The sequence below is a fragment of the Streptomyces sp. NBC_01549 genome, from assembly GCF_026339955.1.
Classification (GTDB): Bacteria; Actinomycetota; Actinomycetes; order Streptomycetales; family Streptomycetaceae; genus Streptomyces.
Map to the genome: position 1 here is coordinate 47,983 of NZ_JAPEPW010000005.1, position 24,446 is coordinate 72,428.

Annotated in this window: 21 protein-coding genes and 1 pseudogene; 9 read left to right on the top strand and 13 right to left on the bottom strand. The window is 68.7% G+C overall.

Annotated elements, in window-relative coordinates; genetic code table 11:
- Nucleotides 1–13: 13 nt before the first annotated feature.
- On the bottom strand, nt 14–856 hold the full coding sequence (locus OG819_RS55065; protein WP_266657579.1) for an IS5 family transposase: 843 nt from the start codon (nt 854–856) through the stop codon (nt 14–16).
- Nucleotides 857–1,178: 322 nt separating this feature from the next.
- Between OG819_RS55065 and OG819_RS55070 the strand changes: the two genes are divergently transcribed.
- The 5 genes from OG819_RS55070 (at nt 1,179) to OG819_RS55090 (ending at nt 9,445) form a co-directional block, all read left to right on the top strand.
- A complete protein-coding gene (locus OG819_RS55070) occupies nt 1,179–1,505 on the top strand; it encodes a hypothetical protein (protein WP_266657581.1) in 327 nt (108 codons plus the stop codon).
- A gap of 2 nt (nt 1,506–1,507) precedes the next feature.
- Nucleotides 1,508–3,739, top strand: coding sequence for a hypothetical protein (locus tag OG819_RS55075; RefSeq protein ID WP_266657583.1), 2,232 nt, complete (start codon nt 1,508–1,510; stop codon nt 3,737–3,739).
- 683 nt (nt 3,740–4,422) lie between these two features.
- Nucleotides 4,423–7,068 carry a hypothetical protein gene (locus OG819_RS55080; protein ID WP_266657585.1) on the top strand — a complete coding sequence of 882 codons (2,646 nt, stop codon included), beginning with the start codon at nt 4,423–4,425 and terminating at the stop codon, nt 7,066–7,068.
- Between the two features lie 170 nt (nt 7,069–7,238).
- Complete coding sequence (locus OG819_RS55085; protein WP_266657587.1) at nt 7,239–8,087, top strand: hypothetical protein; 849 nt, start codon at nt 7,239–7,241, stop codon at nt 8,085–8,087.
- Between the two features lie 26 nt (nt 8,088–8,113).
- On the top strand, nt 8,114–9,445 hold the full coding sequence (locus tag OG819_RS55090; RefSeq protein WP_323139491.1) for a bacterial transcriptional activator domain-containing protein: 1,332 nt from the start codon (nt 8,114–8,116) through the stop codon (nt 9,443–9,445).
- Nucleotides 9,446–9,475: 30 nt separating this feature from the next.
- On the opposite strand, the gene OG819_RS55095 is transcribed toward OG819_RS55090, so the two are convergent.
- Both OG819_RS55095 and OG819_RS55100 read right to left on the bottom strand, forming a co-directional pair.
- Entirely contained in the window at nt 9,476–9,916 is a 441-nt protein-coding gene (locus OG819_RS55095; protein WP_266657589.1) for a hypothetical protein, read from the bottom strand.
- Nucleotides 9,917–11,274: 1,358 nt separating this feature from the next.
- Nucleotides 11,275–11,955: pseudogene (locus tag OG819_RS55100) on the bottom strand (DUF2637 domain-containing protein); the annotation flags it as partial.
- 179 nt (nt 11,956–12,134) lie between these two features.
- On the opposite strand from OG819_RS55100, the gene OG819_RS55105 reads away from it, so the two are divergent.
- The 3 genes from OG819_RS55105 (at nt 12,135) to OG819_RS55115 (ending at nt 15,722) form a co-directional block, all read left to right on the top strand.
- The gene (locus OG819_RS55105; protein ID WP_266657591.1) at nt 12,135–12,980 is read left to right on the top strand and encodes a serine protease; all 846 of its coding nucleotides are present in this window, start codon (nt 12,135–12,137) and stop codon (nt 12,978–12,980) included.
- Between the two features lie 362 nt (nt 12,981–13,342).
- The gene (locus OG819_RS55110) at nt 13,343–14,512 is read left to right on the top strand and encodes a ParB/RepB/Spo0J family partition protein (protein WP_266657593.1); all 1,170 of its coding nucleotides are present in this window, start codon (nt 13,343–13,345) and stop codon (nt 14,510–14,512) included.
- A gap of 298 nt (nt 14,513–14,810) precedes the next feature.
- Entirely contained in the window at nt 14,811–15,722 is a 912-nt protein-coding gene (locus OG819_RS55115) for an AAA family ATPase (protein ID WP_266657595.1), read from the top strand.
- A 146-nt stretch (nt 15,723–15,868) separates the two neighbouring features.
- Here the strand turns inward: OG819_RS55115 and OG819_RS55120 are convergent, their stop codons facing one another.
- From OG819_RS55120 to OG819_RS55135, 4 genes are all read right to left on the bottom strand, one after another.
- A complete protein-coding gene (locus OG819_RS55120; protein ID WP_266657597.1) occupies nt 15,869–16,168 on the bottom strand; it encodes a hypothetical protein in 300 nt (99 codons plus the stop codon).
- A gap of 44 nt (nt 16,169–16,212) precedes the next feature.
- Nucleotides 16,213–17,529: a hypothetical protein gene (locus OG819_RS55125; protein WP_266657599.1), complete on the bottom strand. Its 1,317-nt coding sequence runs from the start codon at nt 17,527–17,529 to the stop codon at nt 16,213–16,215.
- A 93-nt stretch (nt 17,530–17,622) separates the two neighbouring features.
- A complete protein-coding gene (locus OG819_RS55130) occupies nt 17,623–19,038 on the bottom strand; it encodes an IS4 family transposase (RefSeq protein WP_240362811.1) in 1,416 nt (471 codons plus the stop codon).
- A 70-nt stretch (nt 19,039–19,108) separates the two neighbouring features.
- Nucleotides 19,109–19,492, bottom strand: coding sequence for a hypothetical protein (locus OG819_RS55135; RefSeq protein ID WP_266657602.1), 384 nt, complete (start codon nt 19,490–19,492; stop codon nt 19,109–19,111).
- Nucleotides 19,493–19,671: 179 nt separating this feature from the next.
- On the opposite strand from OG819_RS55135, the gene OG819_RS55140 reads away from it, so the two are divergent.
- On the top strand, nt 19,672–19,938 hold the full coding sequence (locus OG819_RS55140) for a hypothetical protein (RefSeq protein ID WP_266657604.1): 267 nt from the start codon (nt 19,672–19,674) through the stop codon (nt 19,936–19,938).
- Nucleotides 19,939–20,315: 377 nt separating this feature from the next.
- Here the strand turns inward: OG819_RS55140 and OG819_RS55145 are convergent, their stop codons facing one another.
- The 6 genes from OG819_RS55145 to OG819_RS55170 all read right to left on the bottom strand — a co-directional run bounded on the left by OG819_RS55145 (nt 20,316) and on the right by OG819_RS55170 (nt 24,301).
- Nucleotides 20,316–21,020: a hypothetical protein gene (locus OG819_RS55145; protein ID WP_266657606.1), complete on the bottom strand. Its 705-nt coding sequence runs from the start codon at nt 21,018–21,020 to the stop codon at nt 20,316–20,318.
- A gap of 571 nt (nt 21,021–21,591) precedes the next feature.
- Complete coding sequence (locus OG819_RS55150) at nt 21,592–21,840, bottom strand: hypothetical protein (RefSeq protein ID WP_266657608.1); 249 nt, start codon at nt 21,838–21,840, stop codon at nt 21,592–21,594.
- 92 nt (nt 21,841–21,932) lie between these two features.
- On the bottom strand, nt 21,933–22,793 hold the full coding sequence (locus OG819_RS55155) for a DUF5131 family protein (RefSeq protein ID WP_266657610.1): 861 nt from the start codon (nt 22,791–22,793) through the stop codon (nt 21,933–21,935).
- Nucleotides 22,786–23,265: a hypothetical protein gene (locus OG819_RS55160; protein ID WP_266657612.1), complete on the bottom strand. Its 480-nt coding sequence runs from the start codon at nt 23,263–23,265 to the stop codon at nt 22,786–22,788. The genes OG819_RS55155 and OG819_RS55160 overlap by 8 nt, the downstream gene beginning before the upstream one ends.
- A 148-nt stretch (nt 23,266–23,413) precedes the next feature.
- The gene (locus tag OG819_RS55165; RefSeq protein ID WP_266657614.1) at nt 23,414–23,827 is read right to left on the bottom strand and encodes a DUF4326 domain-containing protein; all 414 of its coding nucleotides are present in this window, start codon (nt 23,825–23,827) and stop codon (nt 23,414–23,416) included.
- 129 nt (nt 23,828–23,956) lie between these two features.
- Complete coding sequence (locus tag OG819_RS55170; protein WP_266657616.1) at nt 23,957–24,301, bottom strand: hypothetical protein; 345 nt, start codon at nt 24,299–24,301, stop codon at nt 23,957–23,959.
- Nucleotides 24,302–24,446 lie beyond the last annotated feature (145 nt).

Sequence of the window (24,446 nt, forward strand, 5' to 3'; positions counted from 1 at the left end):
GATAGGTGTGTGGTCATGGTCGGCGGTTCGGGCGTTCGTCCCAGCGGTGGGTGGTCCATGCTCGTCGGATCAGGCTACGCAGGGTGATGATTGTGTCAGCGAGGTCGAAGAAAGCGTCGATCACGGTGGTGCGCCGCTCGTAGCAGCGGGCGAGCCGGTAGAAGGCGTTCTGCCAGGCGTGGGTGCGCTCGACATGCCGACGGCGACTGGCCTGGATGGGCGCCTTCTCGCCCTTGTGCGCGATGCGTCCGTGCAGGCCGCGTTCGCTGAGCAGCGTGCGGGTCTTGTCCGAGTCGTAGCCGGCGTCCAGGTGCACGGTGATGTCGTCGGGCAACGGCCCCAGGCCGTCCAGACGGTCCAGGGTCGGCGCGAGCAACGGGGAGTCGTGGCGGTTGGCGCCGGCCAGGACACGACCCAGTGGAATCCCGTATCCGTCCGTCATTCCCGAGCGTTTCAGGCCCTGTTTGCCGCGGTCGACCGGCGAGCGACCGGCGACCTCGCCGCCTCCGGGGGCCTTGGTGATGGAGCCGTCGACGGCGATCTGGTCGAGGAGGAGGCCGACGATCCGGTCGTAGGAGTCCAGCGCGATCTGCTTGAGCTGGGCGAACACGCCGAGTCGTATCCACTCGTCGCGACGGCTGCGGATCGTGGTGGCCGAGCAGGTCGTGTCGGCGATCGCCTCGTAAGAGCAGCCGAAGCGCAGCAGTTGCAGGAGCTTGTCGAAGATGACCCGGTCACTGATGCGGCGGCGGTGGCAGCCGAGTGGATGGTCCGGGGAGAACTCCGGTCGTTCGGGAAGCAGGGCTGTGAATTGTTCCCAGAGCGGTTCGGTGAGCCATGATGGCAGCGCGGGCACAGGTCTCCCTCGTGATCACAGAGCGTCGTAACTCCATGATCACTGGGACCTGTGCCCGTTTTGCTGCCGGGACCCCCAACCGCGCCTATCCGCGCGGCCTCTTATTGGAAATTCTCGCGGAGGTCGCCTGACCGTGGGCCTGTTGGGGTGCTTCCCCCGGAGTCGGAAGGGCACGCTGCGCGGGGGATGGTGGGCTGGCGGCGGGCGGTGCGGTTGGCTGGGGGAGGTGCTCCGGGGCGGGGGCGAACGCTGGGTCGTCGCGGGTCCGCCTCGCCGTCGCTCGTGGTGGTGGCCGGGGTGTTGACGGGAAGGGCGGTCGGTGATGGGTGAGACGGTCGGGAATGACGCTGAGGGGGTGGCCCGGGTGGGGGCGGCTCTGGGTGAGCTGGGTGTGCGGTGGGGGGAGGTCGCGGACCGGCTCGGGGCGCGGACGCGGGAGTTGGGCGACGGGGATGTTTTCGGTGATGGTGAGGAGGGCCGGCAGTTGAGGGAGGGTTTCCTGCCGGCTCGGCAGGGGCTGGTGGAGGCGGTACAGGGTCTGGGGCCGCTGGGTGCGGGTTCGGCGGACGCGGCGCACGGTACGGCGGGTGTGTTCCAGCGGGTGGATGAGACGACCGGGAAGATCGCCGCCGATCTCAGTGACGGCTGAGCGTGGACACCATCGAGGTGCCGGGGGCGTTGGCCGGGCTGGCGAAGATCGTGGTGGGTAGTGAGTGGCCGAAGGTCAAGGAGGGGCTCCTGTGGGAGCTGGGGCAGCTGGACCAGGAGGCGGCCCGGCTGCTGGGTGAGATCCTTGAGGCGTTGCGGCGTGTGATTCCCGGTGCGGCTGCCAGTGCGACCGGTCCGGCCGGTGACGCGATGACGGATCTGCTGGACCGGTTGTCGGCCGTGATACCGGATCTGGTGGAGACGGCGAACGCGCTGGGGGATTCGGCGAAGTCGACCGCGGCGGAGATCCAGTACGGCAAGTTGATGATCATCGGGGTGATGATCTGGCTGGCGGTCGAGCTGGCGGCGTTGCTGCCGTGGTCGTGGGTGCCGGGTGTTGCGGCGTTGATCGAGGCGGTGGAGGCCGCGGCGGCGGTGGTGGCCAGGACGCTGCTGGGCCGGATTTTGCGTTCGGTGGCCGCGCGTGCGTCGTTCTCGCGTGCGTTGCAGGCGGCGGGTGCGGCTTCGGCGAGCCGGATCGCGCAGTTGCTGGAGCGGCTGGGTGTGGACAAGGGTGTGGCGCGGTCGGCGGGTGAGCTGGGCGGCAGGATGGTCAACGGCGCGCTGGCGGGTACGGCTTTCAACGTGGGTCTGGACGTGGGGATCCAGGCGGGTCAGATGGCGGCGGGGGTGCGGCAGTCGTGGAACACGCAGGCCACGGCGTTCGGCGCGTTGACGGGTGTGGCCGGTGGCGTGCTGGGCGCGGGTCTGATTCATGGGGTGCAGTCCGCGGTGGGCAGGCTGGGGGAGAAGTTCGGGGCGCGCAGGGCTGACGCGGAGGGCCTCAAGGGCCCGGAGCGGGTCATTCGTGTGGCCGAGGTCCGGGCGGAGATGACGAGCTGGGTGACGCCGCCGGCGGTGACGCGGCCGGCGTGGAAGACGGAGAACTTCACGGAGTGGAAGAGTGCCGCGGGGCTGAGGTCGCTGCCGGCCAGGGCCGCGGTCGGCGGGGCGGCGGGGCTGGGCGCCACGGTCATCGGTAACGCGGCCTCGGGTTATGGCGGTGGTCTGGGACTCGGGTTCGTCTCCGGTGCCGTCGGTGTCATGGCGGAACGGCCCCACATCCACGTTCCTCACATCGACATCCCCCATGGTGAGGGCGGTGGCGGGTTTACGGACCAGGACCTCAAGACCGGCGGCACGAAGGAGAAACCGCAGGCGCCGGGAGCCGGGTCGACGGTCCCGGGAACGGGGGCGGGGTCGACCGGAACGGGAACGACGGGGTCGACGGGAACGGGAACGACGGGGTCGGCTGGAACGGGAGCGGCGGGGTCGACGGGAACGGGCCAGGCTGGAACGGGGTCGACGGGAGCGGGCCAGGCTGGAACGGGGTCGGCGGCACCGGGGTCGACGGGAGCGGGGTCGACGGGAGCGGGAGCGGCGGGGTCGGCTGGCACGTCGCGGTTCGCGTTGTCCGGTGTACCCGTGAATGCCGATGTCCCCTCCGGCCTGGCCGGCCAGGCCGGGCCGCCGCAGGCGCAGGCGGGGCCGGTGGCGGCGGGCGGGACGGGTCCGGTCGCCGCTCCCGGGACCGGGGCTGGGGCCGGGGCTGGGGCCGGGGCTGGGGCCGGGGCTGGGGCCGGGGATGTCACGGCGTCCGGGCAGGTTCGGGCTGAATCGGGACTGCCGCGAGCCGGGACGTCCGCGACCGGGCCGGTCGCGGCGGGTGGCGCGGCCGTGCCCGGTGGACTGCCCGGTTTCCACACCGTGCTGCGCAGCGAACATCCCGGGACGGAGCCCGCCGCTGTCGCTCCTGGTACCGCGCCTGGTGCCGGTAGTACCCCTGCCGGTGTCTCTGCCGGTGCCGGTACCCCTGCCGGTGTCTCGGGCGCCGGTGCTGCTGGTGTTGTTCCGGCTGCGGTGCGGACCGCGGCGGGTGTGGGGTCCTCTGGTGCGGTCATTGGGACCGAGGGCGGGGTGCGGGCGGGGCGGCGGTGTCCGGCGGGGTCCGTGCCGCGGGGGCCGGCGTCGCGGGGGCCGGCGTCGGGGGTGTTTCCGGCGCTGATCCGAAGAGTGCCGGCGGGGTGTCCACCGTGGCGGCCGGGGCGGGCGGGACCGTGGAGGGCCGGCCACAGCCGTCGGCTGCCGGTGCCCCTGTTTCCTCCGGTGCCTCTGGTGCCTCTGTTTCTTCTGGTGTCCTTGCTGCCGGGCGTGGCTCGGACGGGCCGTCGGTGACGGGTGGTGTTCCCGGGCGGGAGGGTGCTGCCGCGTCTGCACCGGCCGGCGGGTCGGACCGGGTCGGCGGGTCGGACCGGGCCGGCGGGGTGTCCTCGTCCGGTGGCACGGTTCGCAGCGGGCCGGGTGAGGGTGCCGATGTGGGCGGGCAGGCCGTCGTGGGGCCGGAGCGGGGGGCCGACGCGAGTCCTGGCCCGGCCCGGAGTCCGGAGGTGTCCGTCGGGCGGACCCCGGCCGGGGACGGCTCCGGTGGTGGTGCCGGGCGGGCCGGGGACGGGTCCGTAGACGGTGCCGGGCGGTCTGGGGAAGGGTCCGTAGACGGTGCTGGGCGGGCCGGGGACGGGTCCGGTGGTGGTGCCGGGCGGGCCGGGGACGGCTCCGGTAGTGGTGCCGGGCGGTCTGGGGAAGGGTCCGTAGACGGTGCCGGGCGGTCTGGGGAAGGGTCCGTAGACGGTGCTGGGCGGGCCGGGGACGGGTCCGGTGGTGGTGCCGGGCGGGCCGGGGACGGCTCCGGTAGTGGTGCCGGGCGGTCTGGGGAAGGGTCCGTAGACGGTGCTGGGCGGGTCGGTGACGGGTCCGGTGGTGGTGCTGTTCCGGAGGATCGCCGGTCATGGGGTGCGGCTGGGGGGACAGCCACGCCCCAGCATGGGGACGACCGCCCCGCACCGCTTTGGCATGAGGGGGTGCCCACCGACGATCCGCGGGTGGCGCGGGCGGTGGAACGGATCGGGCGGCTGAGCGACGCGCACCGGAACGCGCTGCTGGCAGAGGCCGGCGGTCTGATGGGGGCGCCCTTGGTGGCCGGGCGTGAGCCCGCACAGGAGGAACTGCGCCGCGCGTACCGTGCCACGCTGGTCGAGGTCGCTGACGCCCTCCTCCCCGAGAGTGGGGTCGCTGACGTCCTCCGCACCGAGGGTACGGACAGGGCGCTTGAGGTTGCGAAGGAGCGGGGATTCCCGAAGCTCTCGGAGTCCCGGGGTGGCGGCAAGCGGCGCGAGGCGGCCTCCGGTGCGGGTGAGGGTGCGGGGGGGGCCTCGACGGCACAGCAGGCCGTCGGGCGGAACGCCGCGCCGACCGACCCGGCCGGGCCCCAGGCCGCCCCACACCCTGACTTCCGGGGGCCAACCGCGCGCGAGGGCTTTCCCGCCTCCCGGGCATTCGCTGCTCCCGGGCCTTCCCAGCCGCTTTCGTTCCAGCCGCGCAGGCAGGAGGTAGCCGACCGGGGCCCCCAAGTCCTCTGGCGGGGCGGGCTTCCGCAGGGGGACATCTCTCCCTCCGTGACTATGGGAGACCACCCGTGGACCTTGGACTACCCACCGAACGAGGGCGGCCAGGTCTTCGGGGCCGCGTTCTTCCCTCAAGGCGACTGGCAACGGCTCGCCGATCCACACCTGGCCCTGCGCAAGGTGACGGATGCCGAGCAGTGGCCCGCCGATCCGCGGCGCCCCGGACACCTCGGGGCGCCCGCTGAGAAGAGCGAGCCGCTGCCCGTCACCGTGGACGGCGGCGCCTTCGTCATCACCTACCAGGGCTCACTGACTCCCCCGCGCATGCACGCTCTGCGTGTCCCCAAAGGGGTGCCCGACATATTGCTCCTGCCCGTCGTCAAGGCCTCCGAATACAGGCGGTACGACTTGGCAGCCACCCGCCGCGCGGCCACCGGGATCGCGAACCGTTTCGGCATACCCGTCCATTACTCCGATGGCGGCACCAACGTCACACGAAAGGATAGCTACGGCACCGCGACGATCCAGCACTGGCCAACTCCGCAAGGCAACCCGCCCCAATGGCACACCGCCATGCCCACCGGACAGCCACCGGAAGGGATGTCGCGGCCCGCGGTATTCGCTGCTCCCGGGCCTTCCCAGCCGCTTTCGTTCCAGCCGCGCAGGCAGGAGGCAGCCGACCTGGGCTCCGGAGTCCTCTTGCGGGGCGGGCTTCCGCAGGGGGACATCTCTCCCTCCGTGACTATGGGAGACCACCCGTGGACCTTGGACTACCCACCGAACGAGGGCGGCCAGGTCTTCGGGGCCGCGTTCTTCCCTCAAGGCGACTGGCAACGGCTCGTCGATCCACACCTGGCCCTGCGCAAGGTGACGGATGCCGAGCAGTGGCCCGCCGATCCGCGGCGCCCCGGACACCTCGGGGCGCCCGCTGAGAAGAGCGAGCCGCTGCCCGTCACCGTGGACGGCGGCGCCTTCGTCATCACCTACCAGGGCTCACTGACTCCCCCGCGCATGCACGCTCTGCGTGTCCCCGAAGGGGTGCCCGACATATTGCTCCTGCCCGTCGTCAAGGCCTCCGAATACAGGCGGTACGACTTGGCAGCCACCCGCCGCGCGGCCACCGGGATCGCGAACCGTTTCGGCATACCCGTCCATTACTCCGATGGCGGCACCAACGTCACACGAAAGGATAGCTACGGCACCGCGACGATCCAGCACTGGCCAACTCCGCAAGGCAACCCGCCCCAATGGCACACCGCCATGCCCACCGGACAGCCACGGGAAGGGATGTCGCGGCCCGCGGTATTCGCCGTGCAGCCCGCCGGACACGTCCATGACCGGCCCCACACCTCAGTGGACAGCGGGGACGCCACCGCGGGGCGGGGGCGTTTCGTTCTGGGAGCGGGCCCGGTGGCCGGGCCGAGCTGGTCCGGTCCGGAGGCATCGCACGGCGGGCTCAGCTCCGACGAGAACGGGACCTTGCGGACAGCCACGCACCAGTATGGGGACGACCACCCCGCACCGCTTTGGCATGAGGGGGTGCCCACCGACGATCCGCGGGTGGCGCGGGCGGTGGAACGGATCGGGCGGCTGAGCGACGCGCACCGGAACGCGCTGCTGGCAGAGGCCGGCGGTCTGATGGGGGCGCCCTTGGTGGCCGGGCGTGAGCCCGCACAGGAGGAACTGCGCCGCGCGTACCGTGCCGCGCTGGTCGAGGTCGCTGACGCCCTCCTCCCCGAGAGTGGGGTCGCTGACGTCCTCCGCACCGAGGGTACGGACAGGGCGCTTGAGGTTGCGAAGGAGCGGGGATTCCCGAAGCTCTCGGAGTCCCGGGGTGGCGGCAAGCGGCGCAAGGCGGCCTCCGGTGCGGGTGAGGGTGCGGGGGGGCCTCGACGGCACAGCCGGGCGCCGGGCGGAACGCCGCGCCGACCGAGGTCCTCGCGCAACCCGGCCACCCCCCGTTGCGTCCCCGCGCAGCCCTCACCTCTCAACCAGATCCGGGTGAGCGGTTGGCTGTTCGGCAACTGGTGGGAGGAGGTTCCGACTTGGGCTTGGACTTCCGTCCCGCTGACGCTCGTCCTGAAGCGGTGTTGTCGGGCCTGATCACCGATCGACACCAGGTGGTGACGCGGCGGCGGGACGGGCGGACAGAGATGTCAAGGAATCTGGCTCCATGGGTCGCCAGGAATGGTTCCTTCGCAGACGACCCCCTGTTCATCTCGGCCGTGGGAGGGTTCCGAGGGGTTCACGTTCCCGTCGGCGCCGAGCAAACCGTGCAGCGCCTCGACCCGGCTCGATTCGCCGACGCGCTTAAGCGGGAGCTCGACGCTGCCGAGGTGTCGCCGGACCGGCCGCTTGTCCTGCTCATCCCTTATGGTGGGCTCGGCGGCCTGAACCTGCCACGAATGATCGCGTCCCGCACCAACCGGGAGACCTGGTCGTTCTCGGGACCACTTGCCATCGAGAGTGACGTATCAGGAAACGGATTCATCACCACAGTCGCTGACCAGAGCCAGCCGAAGGGTGCCTGGATCCGCAGTACACCGGATGTAACGCCAGCGGACACGGACAACTTCGTTATGAGCATAGACGGACATCTGATACCCGATAGGGACATTTGGGCATTTCCGATCCCCGGTTCCGACCATCGGTCGGTGGGCCATTCCGTTCATACCCCACCAGATCAGGCTGCACGGGAAAAAGATCAAGCTCACTTCGAGGAGCGGACCTGGTTTAACGACTTCGACGAAAAGACGTTTGAATGGTTTGGGAAGAACGCCTACTTCTACAGCGGTCACGGCGCCAAAGAGTCGACCGTCCTGATGACGGACCTGGGTCAGGTATCGGTGGGCGCAAGCGAATTCGCCCACTATCTGAAACGCAGGAAAAGCCTTTCGGCGCTGTCTCAGGGGTCATCAATCGTGCTGGTCTCCTGCTTCACGGGAGCAGCCGGCAGCACCGTCGCCCAAACCGTCGCTGACGTCACAGGACGACGCACCTACGCACCTACAGCCGAAGTCTTCGAATCACTGGCGGTCATGCCCTTCGAAGACAACACCGACGGCCAGTTCCTCCGCTTTGATCCGCAATCAGCGTCCCCCTTTTACAGCCGGAGATCTTGAGGGTCGGTGATGGGTGGGATCGGCTGATGGTGTTTCCAGGCGTGCAGCGGCGGCAGGGGGTCTCCGCGACGTCGACAGTGGCTGACCTGGGCGCGCGTCTGATGGAGTCGGCGCCAGAACTCGCACCAGGAGACATCACGGTGCAGCGCCTGGAGCACGCCGCCTACCTGCAGATCACCACCGCGCTGAAGGTGTCCGGGCAGCCGCCCCACCCGGCCGAGGGGCCCTGGCAGGACATCCCGGACGAGCTCGACAGCATGCAGCCCGAGCAGGCATCGCCTGAGGAGCCGATCGTGCCCTCCCCCGCCGCCGCCCCGATCCCGTCACGGACGGCCGCAAACGAGGTGAGCGGTGAAGTCTTCCCGGCCTTGCTCGCCGCCAGCACCGACCCGTCGGGGCTCCGTCTCCTCTCCCCCGCCACGCCGTTGACCGGGCTCAGCGACGACACCGGCCCGGCAAACGAACCAGTGGCGCCGTCGGCCCCGGCGTCCCCAGATGCCGCGGACTCCACCGACGCGGCAGAGGCCGCGGACGCGGCGGACGACCCGGCAGCCGCAGTCGAGGAGTCCACCGAGGCGGAGACGGAAGAGTGCGAGGCGCACGACCTGCACGCCCCGGAGATCCGGGTCCTGGGACCGGTCGAGGTAACGGGCGTAGACAGCACGGGCCACGGCCCGCGAATGGCGCAGCTTGCCGCTTTGTTGTATTTCCGGCCCGGGCGGAGTGCGGATGTCCTGTGTGCGGACATGGAACCCGTCAGCCCCTGGTCGACGAGCACCCTCAACGCTCGGATGCAGGGCCTGCGCAGCTCCCTGGGCAGCGACTCGGCCGGCAACGTCTACGTGCCGCGCCGTAAGGCGGGCGAGGACCCGTACCGGCTCGCTGCAGGCGTGCGCTGCGACTGGACGCGTTTCCTGCAACTCGTCGAGCGTGCGCTGCCGCTGGGCCCGGCCGGTCTGACCGATCTGGAGAAGGCGCTCGCCCTGGTGCGGGGAAGGCCGTTCGGCGGCAAGCCGCTGCCCTGGGCTGAGCCCTTTCAGCAGGAGATGGTCACGCGGATCATCGACGTGGCGCACACCGTGGCCACCTACCGCACGCCCGCGGGCCCGCACCACGACCTCAGCGCGGCCCGCCAGGCTGTCGCGACCGCGCTCGATGTCGATGACACGGCAGAGCTGATGTATCGGGACTGGCTCCGGATCGAGAGTGCGGCCGGCAACCGGCAGGGGCTGCACACTGCCATCACTCGCGTCCAGCAGGTCAACCGGGCGCTGGACTGTTCCCTGGAGTTGGAGACCGAGCAGCTCATCAACGAGCTCCTCAACGGCTCAGGCTCGGCGGTGCGCAAAGCGCTGTAGGGGTTGGTGCGCAGGCGGGCCCGCCGCACTCTACTGGCTGGGGGCAACGTCCCGGGCCGCGTAGGCGAGCAGTTCGCTCAGGGCCGCCTCGTTGGACGCGGGCGGCCGGGTGTGCCACTCCCTCAGCGTTTCCCGTACGGTCTGCGCCACCGCGTGCGTGTGCTGGGCCAGGCCGTCGTCCAGGGCAGCCGCTTCCCCGTCCTGAGCGCGTCCGGTGACGATGACCGGCCCGTGGATCGGGTACAGGGCCATGCCTCGCCATGCGCTGGCCAGGGCCCATGCGGTGATGTTCTGCGCGAGCCCGAGCGCGCGTCCGTCTCCGTGGATGTGCAAGAGCGCCCGCGGGTGGTACACGCCTTGATCAACTGCGCCGGTCGTTCCGATGTGGTCCTGGATCGCGGAGTGCGCACCGGTCTCGGGCAGGTCGAGTTCCGTGACGGTGGTGTCGGGGGCGATGCGCAGGGCGCGCATGGGTCCTCCAATCTCAGTGCCGGGCCGGGCGGTGCGCAGTGCGCAGACCGCTGCACGCACTGGCTGCGCAATGCGTGTCCAGTCTGCGCAATGCTGGTCTGACCTGCGGTTATTCGATTGCGCAGCCGGTTGGTGCTATCTGGACTGCTGATGCGCAGCGGCGAGCAGGGCGCGGGATCTCACTCCTGTGACTGCGCATGGTGGCGGGTCAGGGCCTGCCAGCGGCGCTCGAAGTCGACGGCCTGTTCGGCGATGTAGTCGGTGGTGAGGGGCTTGTTGTGCTGCGCGGCGATGCCGTGGGCTGCGCACTCCTGCGCAATGGCTTCCGGTGACGGGGCTTCGTTGCGCACCCGCTGCTCGGCCCAGAGGTTGTAGACGCGGAACGGCAAGAGGTAGCGGCGCAGGGTGGACGGGCTGACCGGTTTCCCGCCGCGGCCGTACATCTCCTTCTTGCTTGCAAGGTAGGCAGACAGCTGGTCGGCCTCCCGCGTCGAGGACAGTTCTTCGCCGCCCTGCTGGTTCTGGAATTCCAGCCAGGCAAGGTAGTAGCGGTCGACGGTGGTGAGTGCGGCGGCCTCCGGCGTTGAGTCGTCCTCATTCGTCGATTCGTCGATGGCGGCGCTCACCCTGGGAGTGCGCAATTCCTTGGCGGGGTGCGCTCCCGCGCCGACCGGCGTCTGCTCGCCCTCGTTCGGGAGCGGCTCGTCGGAGAGCGGCTGTTCGGCGGAAGCGGCGGCTTCCTCGCCGGGCGGTTCCGCTTCGTCGAACTCGCGCTGCCGGAAGGCGGCGACGTAGCCCTCCAGGTCTTCTCCCGTGATGGGCTGGCCGTTTCCGCCGGTGATCTGGTCCCGCTGGTAGACGTATGTGGCGAGAGTGGCGGCATCGGGGTAGGCGCCGTGCTCCTGCGCGTACGCGAGCCAGGCGTTGTAGAAGTAGTCGCCCCAGCCGTCGTCGCCGTTCAGGTCTTGAGGATCTGCCCCGGTGTCGGCTGAGGGCGTGTGGCGCTCCTTGAGGAGCCTCAGCAGGGGTTCGAGTTGCTCGTCAGACAGTGGCCCACCGGCCGCGGTGGCGATGCCGTACTGGTCTTGGAGCCACAGGGCGAACTGCGCGCTCGTGGGCTCGAATCCGAAGGCGGCCATCCAGTCCTGGTAGGCGTTGGCGAGGTGTTGGGCGTTCCCCGCGTCTCCACGTTCGTGCGTCTGCTCGGGGTGTGCGGCTCGGGTCTGCTGCATCGGCTGGGGCTCCGCGCCGTCCGCGTTCACGGGTTCCTGCTCTTTGTCGACGGCGGCCTCGAGTTCGGGGCTCTGCCGCTGTGCCGGAACCGGGGTCCGCTCGACGGTGAACTGGATCGGCGGCTCGTCAATGCCGGCGGCGGCCAGTCCGGCCGGGGCCGTCTCCGCGAGGGGGACGCCGTAGCGGGCCAGGCGCAGCGGCATCAGCGACTCCACCGGGGCCTTGCGCCGCCAGGCGCGGCCGAAGCGGGAGCGGAGGCTGGCCTGGTAGACGAGGCGTTCCTGTTCGAGCTTGATGACCTGCTCGTAGGAGCGGAGTTCCCACAGCTTCATGCGACGCCAGAGGAGGAACGTCGGGATCGGCGAGAGGAGCCAGCGAGTGAGGCGGACTCCTTCCATGTGCTTGTCGGCCGTGATGTCGGCGATCCGGCCGATCGCATGGCGGGCGGCCTCGACCGCGACCACGAACAGGACCGGGATGACCGCGTGCATGCCGACGCCCAGCGGGTCCGGCCAGGCCGCCGCGCCGTTGAAGGCGATCGTCGCGACCGTCAGCAGCCACGCCGTCTGGCGCAGCAGCGGGAAGGGGATGCGGATCCACGTCAGCAGCAGGTCCAGGGCGAGCAGGACGCAGATGCCCGCGTCGATACCGATCGGGAAGACGTACGCGAAGTTCCCGAAGCCCTTCTTGAGGGCCAGCTCGCGCACAGCCGCGTACGAACCCGCGAAGCCGATACCCGCGATGACGAGCGCACCGGCGACGACCACACCAATGAGGACTCGATGTGCTCGGGTCAACGGGGGCATCGGACGGTTTCCCGCAGCCACGTCTCACTCCTCTCTTCATGCCTCACAACACAGCAGGTCTCACCCTTCCATGGAGGTGCGCGGTTGTAAGCCCGTAGGCCACCGGGGAGGCGGCTTCGGAAGGGAAAAGTGATCATTGCCGCATTGGGGAGGACCAGAACGCGGCATGATGCAGCAGCATGTTGAAGCAGATTGACGCCACGACGCTGTATAGCGCTGTCCGCTTGACGGTGCGCTTCTCCGAGTACGGAGCGACCCGTCCTGGTGCTGGGATCGGAACCGGGTTCATCGTCCGGGCCGGCGACGGTCGCGATGATGCCCAGTACCTCGTCACGAACCGTCATGTGGTCGACCCCAACTACACGAAGAAGCGTGGCTGGGAGCTGAGCGAAGTCCGGATCCACGGCTACTTCCAGAAGACGCGAGAGCCGCAGTCCTCTCCTGTATGGCAGGAGGCGGTTCTGCGGGCTCCCGTCGTTCATACCTCGCCCGCTTGGCACGTAGACCTGGCGGTGCTGCCTCTCGGGACAGGTGACGGGCTGGAGGTCGTCGCGGGGAGCGGCCGATTCAACTCTCTACCGGTGCAGATTCTCGCCAACAGGCAAGACTTCAGCAGAGGCGAAGTCACGGTGGGGCGGCAAGTTCTGATGCCGGGCTATCCCGGGATCAACGAAACGGTGGCGAAGCGCCCGATCTTGGTTGGGGGAGTCATCGCTACGGACCCTCGGTTCCCTGCCGCTGTCGGAGCAGACGAGTATCCCGACGAGGTCCTGTGTCATGCCTTCAGCTGGAATGGAATGTCCGGCTCCCCCGTGCTGTGCATGGTGCCCAGGCCCACGACGTGGGACGACTTTGGGTCAGGAGGATCGAGCTTGAGGGCGGTGCTGGCTGGCGTGAATGCGGGACACATCGAGCCGCGCAGTGACGCGGCAGCCGGGGTGATCTCACGATTCGTACGGGGTGACGTGCTGGCGGGTCTGCTCCGTCAGGCCGGCGTGGACATCTTCGAGCTGCCCTTCGACTAGAGCCAACGGCACCTACCCCTGTTCATCGGGTGGGCGCCGTAGCCGTATTCCGTCGGAATATTTGCGGCTCGCCTGTGGAGTTGAACGGATGCCTTGAGGCGCTCGAGGGCTGCCTGCGTGTCTTCAACGACCCGAGCGGGTTCAGGGAAGCCACATCGCACCTGCGCGGCTGGGGCCGGGGTAGCGCGACTGGCCTGACATCAGAGTGAACTTTCCGGATGAATGGGCTGGAAGATGCTTCAAGTCCCCATTCTGGTGCCTGTGATTGCGGCGCAATCACAGGCCGTGTGCCCGAGAGGCTCGCCTCGGCGGATAGGCTCACGCCCGCGCATCTGTTTCAACCACCCCCTTCGGAGACGTCCATGCCTCAGAAACCCGGCCTCAATCGGAACCTTTCCGCGGAGAGGATGGCCCGGAAGGCGCAGACTCAGCAGGCGCGCCTCGTGCCGCAGGGGTTGCCGACGGTGCGCCCGGATCAGTTGATGGCGAGCCCGGAGAACGGTCGCAAGAAGCTGCTGAAGATTGCCGAGCTGGCGGAGTCGCTGCGCAGTGACGGTATGAACACCGCGATGACGGTCATCCCTCCGGACGTCTACATCAAGGCGTATCCACAGCATCGGGAAGCTGTCGAGGCCGGGGTGGCCGCTGGTGTGCTCTTCGTTGTTCACCACGGGCACCGGCGCCTGGCCGCCGCAATCCAGGCCCCTCTGGACGCTGTGCCGATCCTGGTGCGTCACGACATGCCAAGCCTTCGCATCGCCGCCATCCAAGAGAACCTTCAGCGGATGGGCTTGAACCCGATCGAGGAAGGCGTGGAGTTCCAGGAGGCATTGGCGGAGAAGGACGACGACGGCAAGAGCCTCTCGCAGCGTGAGCTGGCCAAGCGAGCGGGCTGCTCCCAAACCTACGTGTCCCACCGTGTTGCCCTTCTGCGCTTGGTCCCCGACCTCCGGCAGGCCGTCATCAGGCACTGGATGAAGGAGCAGCAACTCCCGGACGCCGAGTCGGGCTCGGATGACGAGGCCACGTCGGCCCTGCTATTGCCGGTTCGCGAGGCTGCCACGGTCTACGCACGACTGCGCACGGATCTACAGGAAGCGTTCATCCGTGGTGAGCTCACGGCTATGGACGCGGCCGTGGTCAGCAAGTTGCCGGTGGACCAGCAGGCGCTGCCTTCGGGCGAGGCCGAAGCTGATTGCCCCGCAATCAATACCGAGGATGCGCCTAAGGCTGCCCTGCCGGTGCCACGGGGGAGTGAGGTCCCGATCCCGGAATCCCCGGCGGCCGACGGGCAGCCGGGGACAGTGTCTGCGACAGGGCGGCAGGACGCTCCGAAGCCGGCCGGTCGAGACACTGCGCAGGAGTCTTCGTCCCAGACGGACACGACTGCGAAGGCGACAACCGCTGTCGCCGAGCAGGTCGAACCCCGCGGGGTTCTGGTTGTGCGGAGTGTTGAGGAACTGGCGAGCGGCATCCAGGAGCTGCTGAGCCCGAGCGAGGTCGAGGACTTGAAGAGGCTCCTTTCATCCTGAATCGGACACCCTCGTCGCCCCACCGGGTACGACCCGGTGGGGCGACTGGTTTTGGGAAAGGCGGCCCTGTAACGTGCCGCGCAGAATCGCACCGTCGTCCGCACCGACTTCTCTTGTGTAGGCGTCGAACCTGATGTGTGATTGCGGCGCAATCACCTCCACCTGGATCCGAGTGGAACCGGTGCCCGGCTCCGAGCAACGCCGGCTGACCCATCGCACATCCTGCTGACTGGGCGCTTCTGAATCGCGCAATCTGCCGCCAGATGCGATTGCGCCGCAATCATCCGTGGAGGCACCCATGACTTCATCAACCAATCGCCGCACCGTCCGCGATGCGCTCGAGACACGCCAGCTCGCCCGCATCATCGCCCTGACCAACCAGAGTGGCGGGGCCGGCAAAACGACCTCGGCGGTCAACATTGCGGCATGCGCCGCTGATCTGGGCTACCGGACTCTCGTCATCGACGCGGATGCCCAGTGCGACGCCTCGGCTGCCTGTGGCTACGACGCACCGGACGACATCCCCGACCAGGCGAACCTGTACGACGCCCTTACCGGCGCCGCCAAGATCGAGGATGCGATCGTCCCCGCTCTGGCTGGCCCCTTGGGGGAAGAGGGGTCGACGCCGATCCTCAACATGTCCGTAGTGCTGGGGTCCAGCGAGCTGGAGGAAGCCGAGCAGCTCCTCGCGCCCAAGACCGGACGCGAATTCTGGCTGCGGACCCAGATCGAGCGGATCCGCGATTCCTACGACTTGATCCTTGTCGACTGCCCCGGCAATCTCGGACTCATCGTGGTGAACGCGATCGTCGCTGCGGATGAAGTCGTCGCCTGCGTCAAGCCGGGATGGAAGGAGCTCCGAGCCCTCACGCGCATGGAGACGAAGATTGACACGCTTCGTGAAACCTTCTCGCCCATGGGTGCCCAGGCTGAACTGAGCAACATCCTCATCGTGGACTGTCCGACGACTCGGAACCAGGGAGCGGTGTACGACGACAGCCAACAGCAGGCGAAGGATGCGTACGAGGAGATGGTCCTGCCCACGGTGCGCCGGAGTCCTCGGATCCCGGAGGCCTACGCCGCTCAGAAGGTGCTTCGCTTCTACGACCCGGTGACCGAGAACCCGTCGAAGCTCACACCTGAGACTGCCCTCTCGGCGACCGACGACTACTACCTTGTCACTCAGGCGCTCGGCTTCACCCGCCGGTGACTGCTGATTGCGGCGCAATCAACGCCTATGCCTTAGCTGCTTCAGGGCCCTGCACGTCTCGGCAATGCCGGACAGCGGGGCCCTGATCTCATTGCGGTCTGGTCTGGCCTTGTCGGTGACAACGCGGCGCCGGTGGGCGCCCGATCTCACCAGGCTGCGGCAGGTACGCCCTCCGCGGTCAACCCGAACCGGCAGACTGCGTCAGCATCGTCGTGCCGCCCGATGCGCCGCCAGTGTGTGGCGAGTTCACTGAGTGCGTTGGGATGACCACCATCAACCGCACGCCGGATGAGCTTCTCCAGACTTTCCGGATCTTGCCCCGACCGCATCGCAACGAGCTCCCCAAGCAGATACGGCAGGCTGTAGTCGTTCACAGCAATGCTGCTGGCCCGATCGTGGGCCCCTGTGGCCTCCAGGAGCCGCAGGTATTCTTCATGGGCCTCCACCTCCCCCTGCCTCATGCCGACCGACGCGAGTTCAAGCGCTGCATTCAGGTCGCCCTGCGCTTCCTCGTGTCGGATCTCCTCCTGGAGACGGGAGAGAGCGGGAGGAAAAGCAGGGGCGGGCAGGCCTTCTGCCCAGGCAATCCCTGTCTTGAAGAGCGCACGAAGCTCGTCATGCTCACGGATGATGTCGGGGTTACCGCTGCGGCGAGCAGCGGCTCTGGCTTCTGCCTTGTGCCTTGTGCCTTGTGCCCGAGGATCTCGCGAAGCTCAACAAGGGGACGCCAAGCGTCGTCGTAGCCAGCCTGCGCGGCCGCCTCGTACAGGGCAACGGCATGTCGGTACCGCCCTCGGAGTTCCGCTTCCCGGCCAAGTTCCACCCGATCCGCTGGAGTGGCTGCATGCGTGGTTACGGCGGTCCAGAAGTCCGTGCCCGGGAGGTCGCGCTCGGGCAACCACAGCGCCAGGTGCTGGAGAAAGTGGACCAGCCGGTACGTGGTTGCATCGGGATGCGTGCGATGGACAGGTCCCGGCACGCCTCGGCACGGCTCCGTGGTGTACTCCAGCGCTTCCTCAAACCATCGGCGGGGGAGCATCGCCAGCTGGCCAGCGCCCAGGTAGCTGGTGGCGGCTGACTTCAGCAGCTCGGGGGAGAGATCCTGCCGGTGGCCGTAGCGGTATAGGTCGACGGCGGCGTCGATGACCGCCCTGGCTCCGTCCGGTGCTTGATCGCACCGTTCGATGAGGACGGGGATACCGCCGATCGTCTGGCCTACTCTGCCATTCTCGGCACGCTCGAAGGCATGACGCAGGAGACGGTCTGTCTTGGAAGCCGCTCGGACTGCCTGTAGTTGCTGTTCGTTGAAGGCCGGGGGCACGGGGATCCGGACGACGCGGCTGTCCTCGAGCAGTGCGCCCGCGTGGGGGTGGGGGGCAAGACTGGTGGTCGTGGCCGGCTGCGCGAGCTGGTGCGCGTAGACGGTCCAGAGTGTCGCCAGCAGTAGGAAGGGCCCTTGCCGTCGCAAAAGCTTGTGTAGTCCTACGGCGACCTGCTTGCAGTTCTGCCCGTCGCGCGGGTCCAGGTAGAGATGAGCGTCGTTCAACCAGACGACGGTCCGCGGGCTGACGGTGTCGAGACCTTCGAGGAGCTCATCAGCGTCGATGGGGTGCCAGAGTCGCCAGTCGGCTGGCAGGTGGGGGAGGGCTTCCCACAGTGCGCGCGTCTTTCCGGTGGAAACCTCACCAATCAGCAGAACGAGGCGGTTTCTGTCGCTCGATGCGTCGGTGACAGCGCTGCGGAGTTGTTCATCGTGCTGGCGGGGGACGTAGGTCGTCAGCTGCGGTTGGGCGTCGTCACTGGGCATTCGCGACAACACCACAGGAGGGCGTACGCCCAGCTCGAACGGGTTGTCCAACTCGGTGATCAGTCTGCCTACAGCTTTCCAACGCCGTTGCGTTTACCGATGTGAGCGGGGCGCAAGCCCCTTCTCCATGATCGCGATCTCGGTGTGGAAGGTGTAGGTCTGGGCGGTGGCGGGGTGTTGGGCGGTGTTCGGGGCGTACTTGCTGTGGCTCTTGAGGCTGCGGGCTTTCAGGCGCTGGCGGCGGTGCGTCGGCAGGAGGTTGTCGAGCAGTGCGCGGCCGATGGTGCCGACCAGCTGGGCAGTGCCGGAGGGAAGGATGCCGGAGGCGGTGGTGACCTGGTCGCGGGCGGCGTTCAGGGCGACGGTGAAGCTGAGCCGGTCCATGTCCAGGCCCGGACGGTGGGTGGCGGCGTCCGCGGCGGTGTGGATCAGGGCCTGGTAGACGGTGAGGATGCCCCAGACCTCCTGGTCCAGGTCGGCGGGGTGTCCGGAGCGCAGGACGCGGCCGTCCAGCAGGGTCGCCTTCACGCTTGCGTAGCAGGTTTCCGCCTGCCACCTTTCGTGGTAGAGCGTCACCAGGCGTCTGGCGGGGTGCAGGGCGGGGTCGGTGAGGCTGGTGATCAGCCGCCACTGTTCCCGGCGCACGGTCCCGTCCGCCAGTTTCACCGTGATCCATGCCTCGATCACGCGGACGGTCAGCAGGCCGTAGCCGTGTCCGGTCCGGTAGGGCGCGGACAGGCGGGTCAGATACGAGCCGTCCGGCAGGCGGTCCTGGACGAGCGGGCGGCGGGTGGCCGAGGAGCGCACCAGGAACTGCGCGCCGGTGGCGTGGATGCCGCGCAGGAAACCGATCGCGTCGAACCCGGCGTCCGCCAGCACCAGCATGTTCGCCTCCAGGCGGTCCAACAGGCGTATGGCATAAGGGAGTTCGCCGTCGCTCTCGGGTCCGAACGCGGCGGCTATGATCGCGCGGGTGCCGGTCTCGACCAGAGTGACCAGACGCATCAGCGGGTAGCCGAACTCGCGCACCGCGCCGCTGCGCTTGGGGAAACGGCCGGTGACCGGGGCGCGGTCGGGCAGCTGCAGGCCGGTGCCGTCGAAGGCGACCGTACGCATCCCGCACCACCACACGCCCGGAGCACTCCTGGCCGCCACGGCCCCGGCCAGCGTCTCGAACAGCACCCGCAGCGGCTCTGCGCCCAGCCGGCGCCGGGCCCGCGAGAGCGAGGAGGCATGCGGGCTGACCAGCGGAAGTCCGACCAGCCCGGCGGTGAGCTTGCCCCACACCGCCCGATAGGAGCAGTCCTCAAACAGAGCGAGCGCGAGGACGAAGTACACCACCACCCTCGCCGGCAGCAGACGCACCCGCCGCTGCAGCGCGCGGGTCTCCTCCAGTACCGCGTCCACCAGCGCGAAGTCCACGATCTGCGTCAACTCGCCCAGATGCCCCGGCGCGAACACGCCCCGGGCAGTCTCGATCGTGCGCGTGATGACAGACTTCTCCAGCAACGGGACTCCTGGTCTTGATGATCACCTTGCTCGACACAAGCTGATCTACCAGGGGTCCCGTTTCCACTGTTCAGGCGGGGGTTGCCACCACCTCAAGATCCCTAACGCAGCGGCGTTGTACAGCTTTCGCAACCGCGCTCTCCGCGCGGGGCTGGGTGGCGCCTTCAATCCAGTCTCGCCAACAGCGTTCACGAGAATGGTTCCAGGGCTCCTCCGCCCACCTGAACAGCGTCTGCACCACGGCTACCACTGCATCACTCTTTGCTGGGCTCGGAGCCACGCCCTTCAACCACTTGCCGACGAGTTGATTGTGGATGGTTCCGCCCATGAACTTGCTGGCCTCGTCGGCGAGCTCCCTCTTCGAGCTCACCTTTGCCTGCCGTTTTCGCTTCTCAACGGCTCGGTCGTGCAGTGATTCGAACTGTTGGTGGAACACGGATGTGCTTGCTGTCACGGATCCCTCGCGGTGGTGCCCGCTGCCCGCTCCGGGCGGTGCGGGCAGGCCTGTGAGCAGGAGGGTACGGGCGTATTGCCCGCTGTGCCCGGTAGTTGGAAACAGCACGGGCGGATCGCAGGAAAGTCGTTCTCGGCAGTCGGCCGCAGGGGCCGGAGGCAGAAGCGAGGAGACCCGTGATGAATGACAAGGACTGTGGGTGCGCTGATCAGGAGAAACGGCCCACTGTCGACAAACACGCCGTCGTGAGCGCCGACGAAGAGGCAGGCGGCACTGAAGCAGTCAGCGCGCAGGATGCTGGTGACCAGGAGCGCGTCATCCGGACCGGCCCCGAGTCTCGAGGGGGGCATGAGAGCCGCGGCCATCCCGTGGTCGAGGGGCTCGTGAAGGGCGTGGCCACGGTGGTCGGCGCCGGTATCGCCCGGTGGCTGCTCGGCCTCTTGTGAGCTCGGATCGGTTCCTGCAGTGAGCCGATGTGCAGATAATGCAGCACGGCCCAAGCGGGTTGTAGTGGAACCCGAGTTCAGACGCGGTCGCGTACCCGTCATCTCCAGGCACAACGTCGTTGCCTTCAGCCGGGCCGAGTTCAAGGTCGGTCCGGTTGAAGGGCGCAGTTCGTTGCCGCAGTTGGGAAGGGACCGCGAAGGTACCGACGGGGCAGTCCTGATAGTCCTCAACCATCAGCTCCGCGAAACGAGCTCAGCCGCCGCCGCGTAGGCGAGCGCTGCTGCCTCCGTCATGCAGGCCGAGCGTGGGTTGCCACGCTCGGCCTTGGCTATCTCGCGGACCGCGGCCTTCACGTAGGTTGCTCTCGTGCGTGGCGTCATCTGGCGACGAGGTCGGCCGCGGCCTCGTACGCGAGCTGCGCGTCCGCGGTGGAGGCAGCCGGACGCGCCGTCGCGCGCTCGACCTTCCTCAGTTCGCGGACCACGGCTTCCACGTAGGTCTCGACGCTGACGAGTTGGGTCGGCGTCTTGCAGCGGGGAAGTACTGCGGCGATCTGGTCCAACCAGAAGGTGACCTCCCCGTCGTCGTCCAGGCCTGCCCGGTGCTCGATCAGACGCTGCGCGACCGGAGCCACCAGCCCGTGGCGGCGCGCAGCGTGTTTCTGCGCGCGACGCTCCTCGGCGGCGCGGAGTGCGGCCTGCCGTTCGACCTCAAGCACAGCTTCCGGTGTGCGACGTACGGGCCGGTCCCCGTGGGAAAGGTCGGTGAGGGCGGCGGCACGTAGACGCGTCGCCTTGTTGTAGGCAGCGCTCGGGGTATTTACGGCGAGCGCCGGCACCAGTTCGGCCCACTCTGCGTTCGCGGCCCGGGCGTCCTCGATGGCCTTCGCCTGGTGAACGTCGGCCTGTTCGCGGAGGTACTCCCACAACTTCACCCGCGTGATCGCGGCCTTGCGGCGCGCCTCCCCGCTCTTCAAAGCTCCAGCGCGGGCCTCAAGGTGCAGCAGAGCCCGAAACAGCTCCTCGTCCGCAGGCATCCGGCCGACCTCCTTGTCCTCGGCCTCTTCGTGTAGCTGGCGCAACTCTCCGATGAGAGCTGCGGTATCGAGACCGCCGACCCGGACGGGTTGCTTGAGTAGCGGCTTTGTGGGGACAGTCGGCTTCCGACTCCGAGCGGGACGTGCCATGCCCTCGATTCTGCCCGCCTGAGGTGATTCACATTCTGTGAATCGAGCCACCTCGAGCTGTGGGCTCGACTCCACAATTGGGGAGTCGAGCCCACAAGCCTGTGGCTGAGCGGCATCTGTCGAATTTGCAGGGCAACTGTCGTAACCGGCGGTGCCCATGCCGAACCTGCTGGTCAGCGGCCTGCCGACCAGATCGGTGGAGAGGGAAGCGACAAGTACTGCGCGAACCTCGCGACAGATGTCGTGCAACGCCCGGTGGAAACCCGCAGGTCGGGGTGTCCACCGCACGACAAGCACCGTGCTCAGCCACAAAGCCCCATTTCTCGGGACCGCCAGCTCAAGTCCCCGCACCTACGGCTGGCGAGAGGATGGCCTGAGCACTCGGGAGATCGCAGCCCTGCTCGGGGTCAACCGAGACACTGTCGGAGAGTGCGTCGCTCGCCTTGGGATCCGTCGGTCTCGATCGCTAAGCGGGCGGACGTTTCATGTTGAATCTGATCGCGACCGCGGCGTCATCGCCGGGCTGCTTCTCGGTGAGGGCAGCATCGTCTTCCGTAGCAACGGAGATCCTGTGGTGCGGATCGTCAACACGGACCGAGACATCATTGGATGGCTCGCCCAGTTCGGAGGGCGGGTTCACTGGGTTAAGCCCCGTAAAGGCTGCCCGAACCCCCTCGGTACGTGGGATATCGCCCGGCAGGTCGACGTCCTGCACTTCCTGCGCGAGATCGGCCCCCTACCGGTGGGGGTGAAGCGCAACAAGGCCGACAAGGCTCTCGACCTGCTCTGCGAGCGACACGGGTTCCGTCACGCCGACACCGTTCCGTCTGTGGGGAACTCACGGACTCTCAGGTCGAGCGGCCAAGTAGCCATGTCAGCACCCTTACTCTCGCCGAAAGTCGATCCCATCTGCTTGACGAATGCGGGCACACCAGCGTCAGAGCACTGCCGGACCACGTGACGAGCCCACTGTGGGTCCATCGTGCGGGCCTTCGGGCCGGATTCGCCGCCGACAATGACCCAGTTGATTCGGGCGACGCGGGTCCACTGGTCTCCGGTGCGCTGCATCCCGTCGACCACGGCCCCTTCGGGAGTGTCCTGGTAGGGGTCAGTGACGTGGTGCCGCTGGGCAAGGTACGGCTCCAGGTCGAGCTGCTGCACCAGCGGTTCGCAGCTCAGGAAACGCACTCGGGCGTTGACCTGCAGGAGGAGGGGGATCCTTTCGTCGGCGCGGCGTTGGTCTTCGACGGAAGTGCCGATCCACACGTGGTCGGGCCACACGCCGCTCCAGGGCGCCATGGCGGCGATGTTCTCGGGGCGCTTGGTCAGCAGTTGCCAGCGCAGCCACGGGGTCTGCTCAATGAGCTGCCAGAGCCGCTTGCGGGCGTCGGTGACCTGGGGGTGGTCTTCGAAGACGTCGGCCATGGAGGCCGTGAACACGCGCACCGGCGTGCCGCTGCGCTGTGCCTCGCGGTTCCAGGCGTGGGGCTTGCGCCAGTAGGCGTCGGAGAGCATCCGGCGCTGGCCGCCGCGGTTGAAGACGTCGTGGCCCCAGCGGCGGGCGGTGGCATCGGCGTAGCAGTTCCTGCAGCCGGGCGAGATTCTCGCGCAGCCCCACCAGGGGTTGAAGGTCTTGTCGGTCCACTCGATTCCGGTGTGGTCACCCACGGGCTTCGTCTCCTGTGTGGCTGGGGGTGGTGGTCGTCTCAGGGGTGGGGGCGTGGTTGAGGTAGGAGGCGTACGCGTTTTCCGCGAATCGCCACGCGGCTGGGGTGTGCCGTTTGGGCCGCCAGGGGGCGGGGGCGACGAGGGTTCCGAGTTCGCCCTTGCCGTGGTCGAGAAGGACGCCGATGCCCCAGTAGTTCGCCTCGGACAGCAGGTAGTCGCGGCGGGGTGGTGTGGGGTTGACGACGGCGCGGGCGCACATCGGGGCGTAGGAGCTGGCCCCGCCGATGCTGGCGCGGGTGCAGGTGGCGTGGACGGTGGCGAGGTCGACGCGGCAGGGCCGGATGGCGTGCCGGGTAACGAGGCCGAGGGTGAGGGTGAGGTCCAGGATGCCGTCGGGTGCGCGGCGTACGTCGTTCTGCTGCCGCTCGGTGAGGCCGTCGACGGGGACGGGGATGCCGGCGGGGAGGGCCATCAGTGTGTCGAGCAGGGCGCGCTGCGAGTCGCGGATGTGCCCGAGCCGGCCTGCTGGCGGCGCGCGTGCTCAGCGTGGTCGATGGTCAGGTGCAGGGTCCCGGCAGGGTAGCCGCATGGCGACGGCACCGGGATCGGGATCGGGCCTGTCACGTGCTGGTCCTCTCGGGAAGGGCGGCCAGCTCCAGCAGCACGGTCGCGTGGCAGTAGTCGGGCTCGCCCTTGGTGGGCAGTGAGCAGGTGCAGGCCAGGTCGCGGCTTTGGAGCCGGGGGAGGCCGGCGAGGACACGGCGTCGGTCGAAGGTCTTGCAGCCGACGGTGTAGGTGTCGGGGCCGTCGCCGTCCAGCCAGGCGCGGTAGCGGGCGCTGGCCTCTTTGCGGGCCGCGGTGGGGAAGTCCAGTTGCTGGGTGGTGCCGTCCGGGCAGATGAGGACGCTGCCTTCGATGCGCCAGGGGTTGCCGTAGCGGCTGCTGCGGTCGACGATCCTCGCGGTTCCGGCGCGCCAGCCCCTGGTGCGCATGCGTCGGATGCGTGTCGGCTTCGCCTGCTGATGGCTGGGCATGGGGTTCCTTACTCCTGGTTCGGCTGCCGCCGCGGGCCGGGTCGGCGGGCGGACCGGGGTTGAGGGGGAGTGAGGCAGCCGGGGCGGCCGGGCTCGGAGGTCTACGGCCGCCCCGGGCCGATCCGGGGGTCAGGTGCGGGCGAGGGCGCGGCGGCCGCGGCGGTGCGGGGCCTGATGCTGGAAGGCCAGTGCGGCTTCGGCCTTCCGCTGCTGGGCGCGGGCACGGGCTTCGACGCGCGGCTGGAGGGGTGCGCATTCCTTGCAGGGCTTTTCGGTGCGTGCCTGATGGACGCCGTAGCCCTCGATCGTGCCGTGTGGTGCGGGGACGTTCTGCTGGACGGCGAGGTGGTAGAGGGTGTCGGGGGTGATCTCGGTGCGCTTCTCGATCTCGTCGGCGGGCATGCCGTCGGCGAGGAGGTCCAGGGCGACGGCCTGGGACACGGTGAGCGCGCTGGAGGGGGTGGGGATCGCCATCGGGGTGGCTCCTGGTGGTCGATGTCATCGGTTGGGCAACTGCGGGGTTCGGGTCCGCTCGTCTCGGTGAGGGCCGGGGAGCGGCCTGGGCCCGCCGTACGAGGCGGGGGCGGGGCGGCCGGGATCGGGTCGGCCGCCCCTGGGT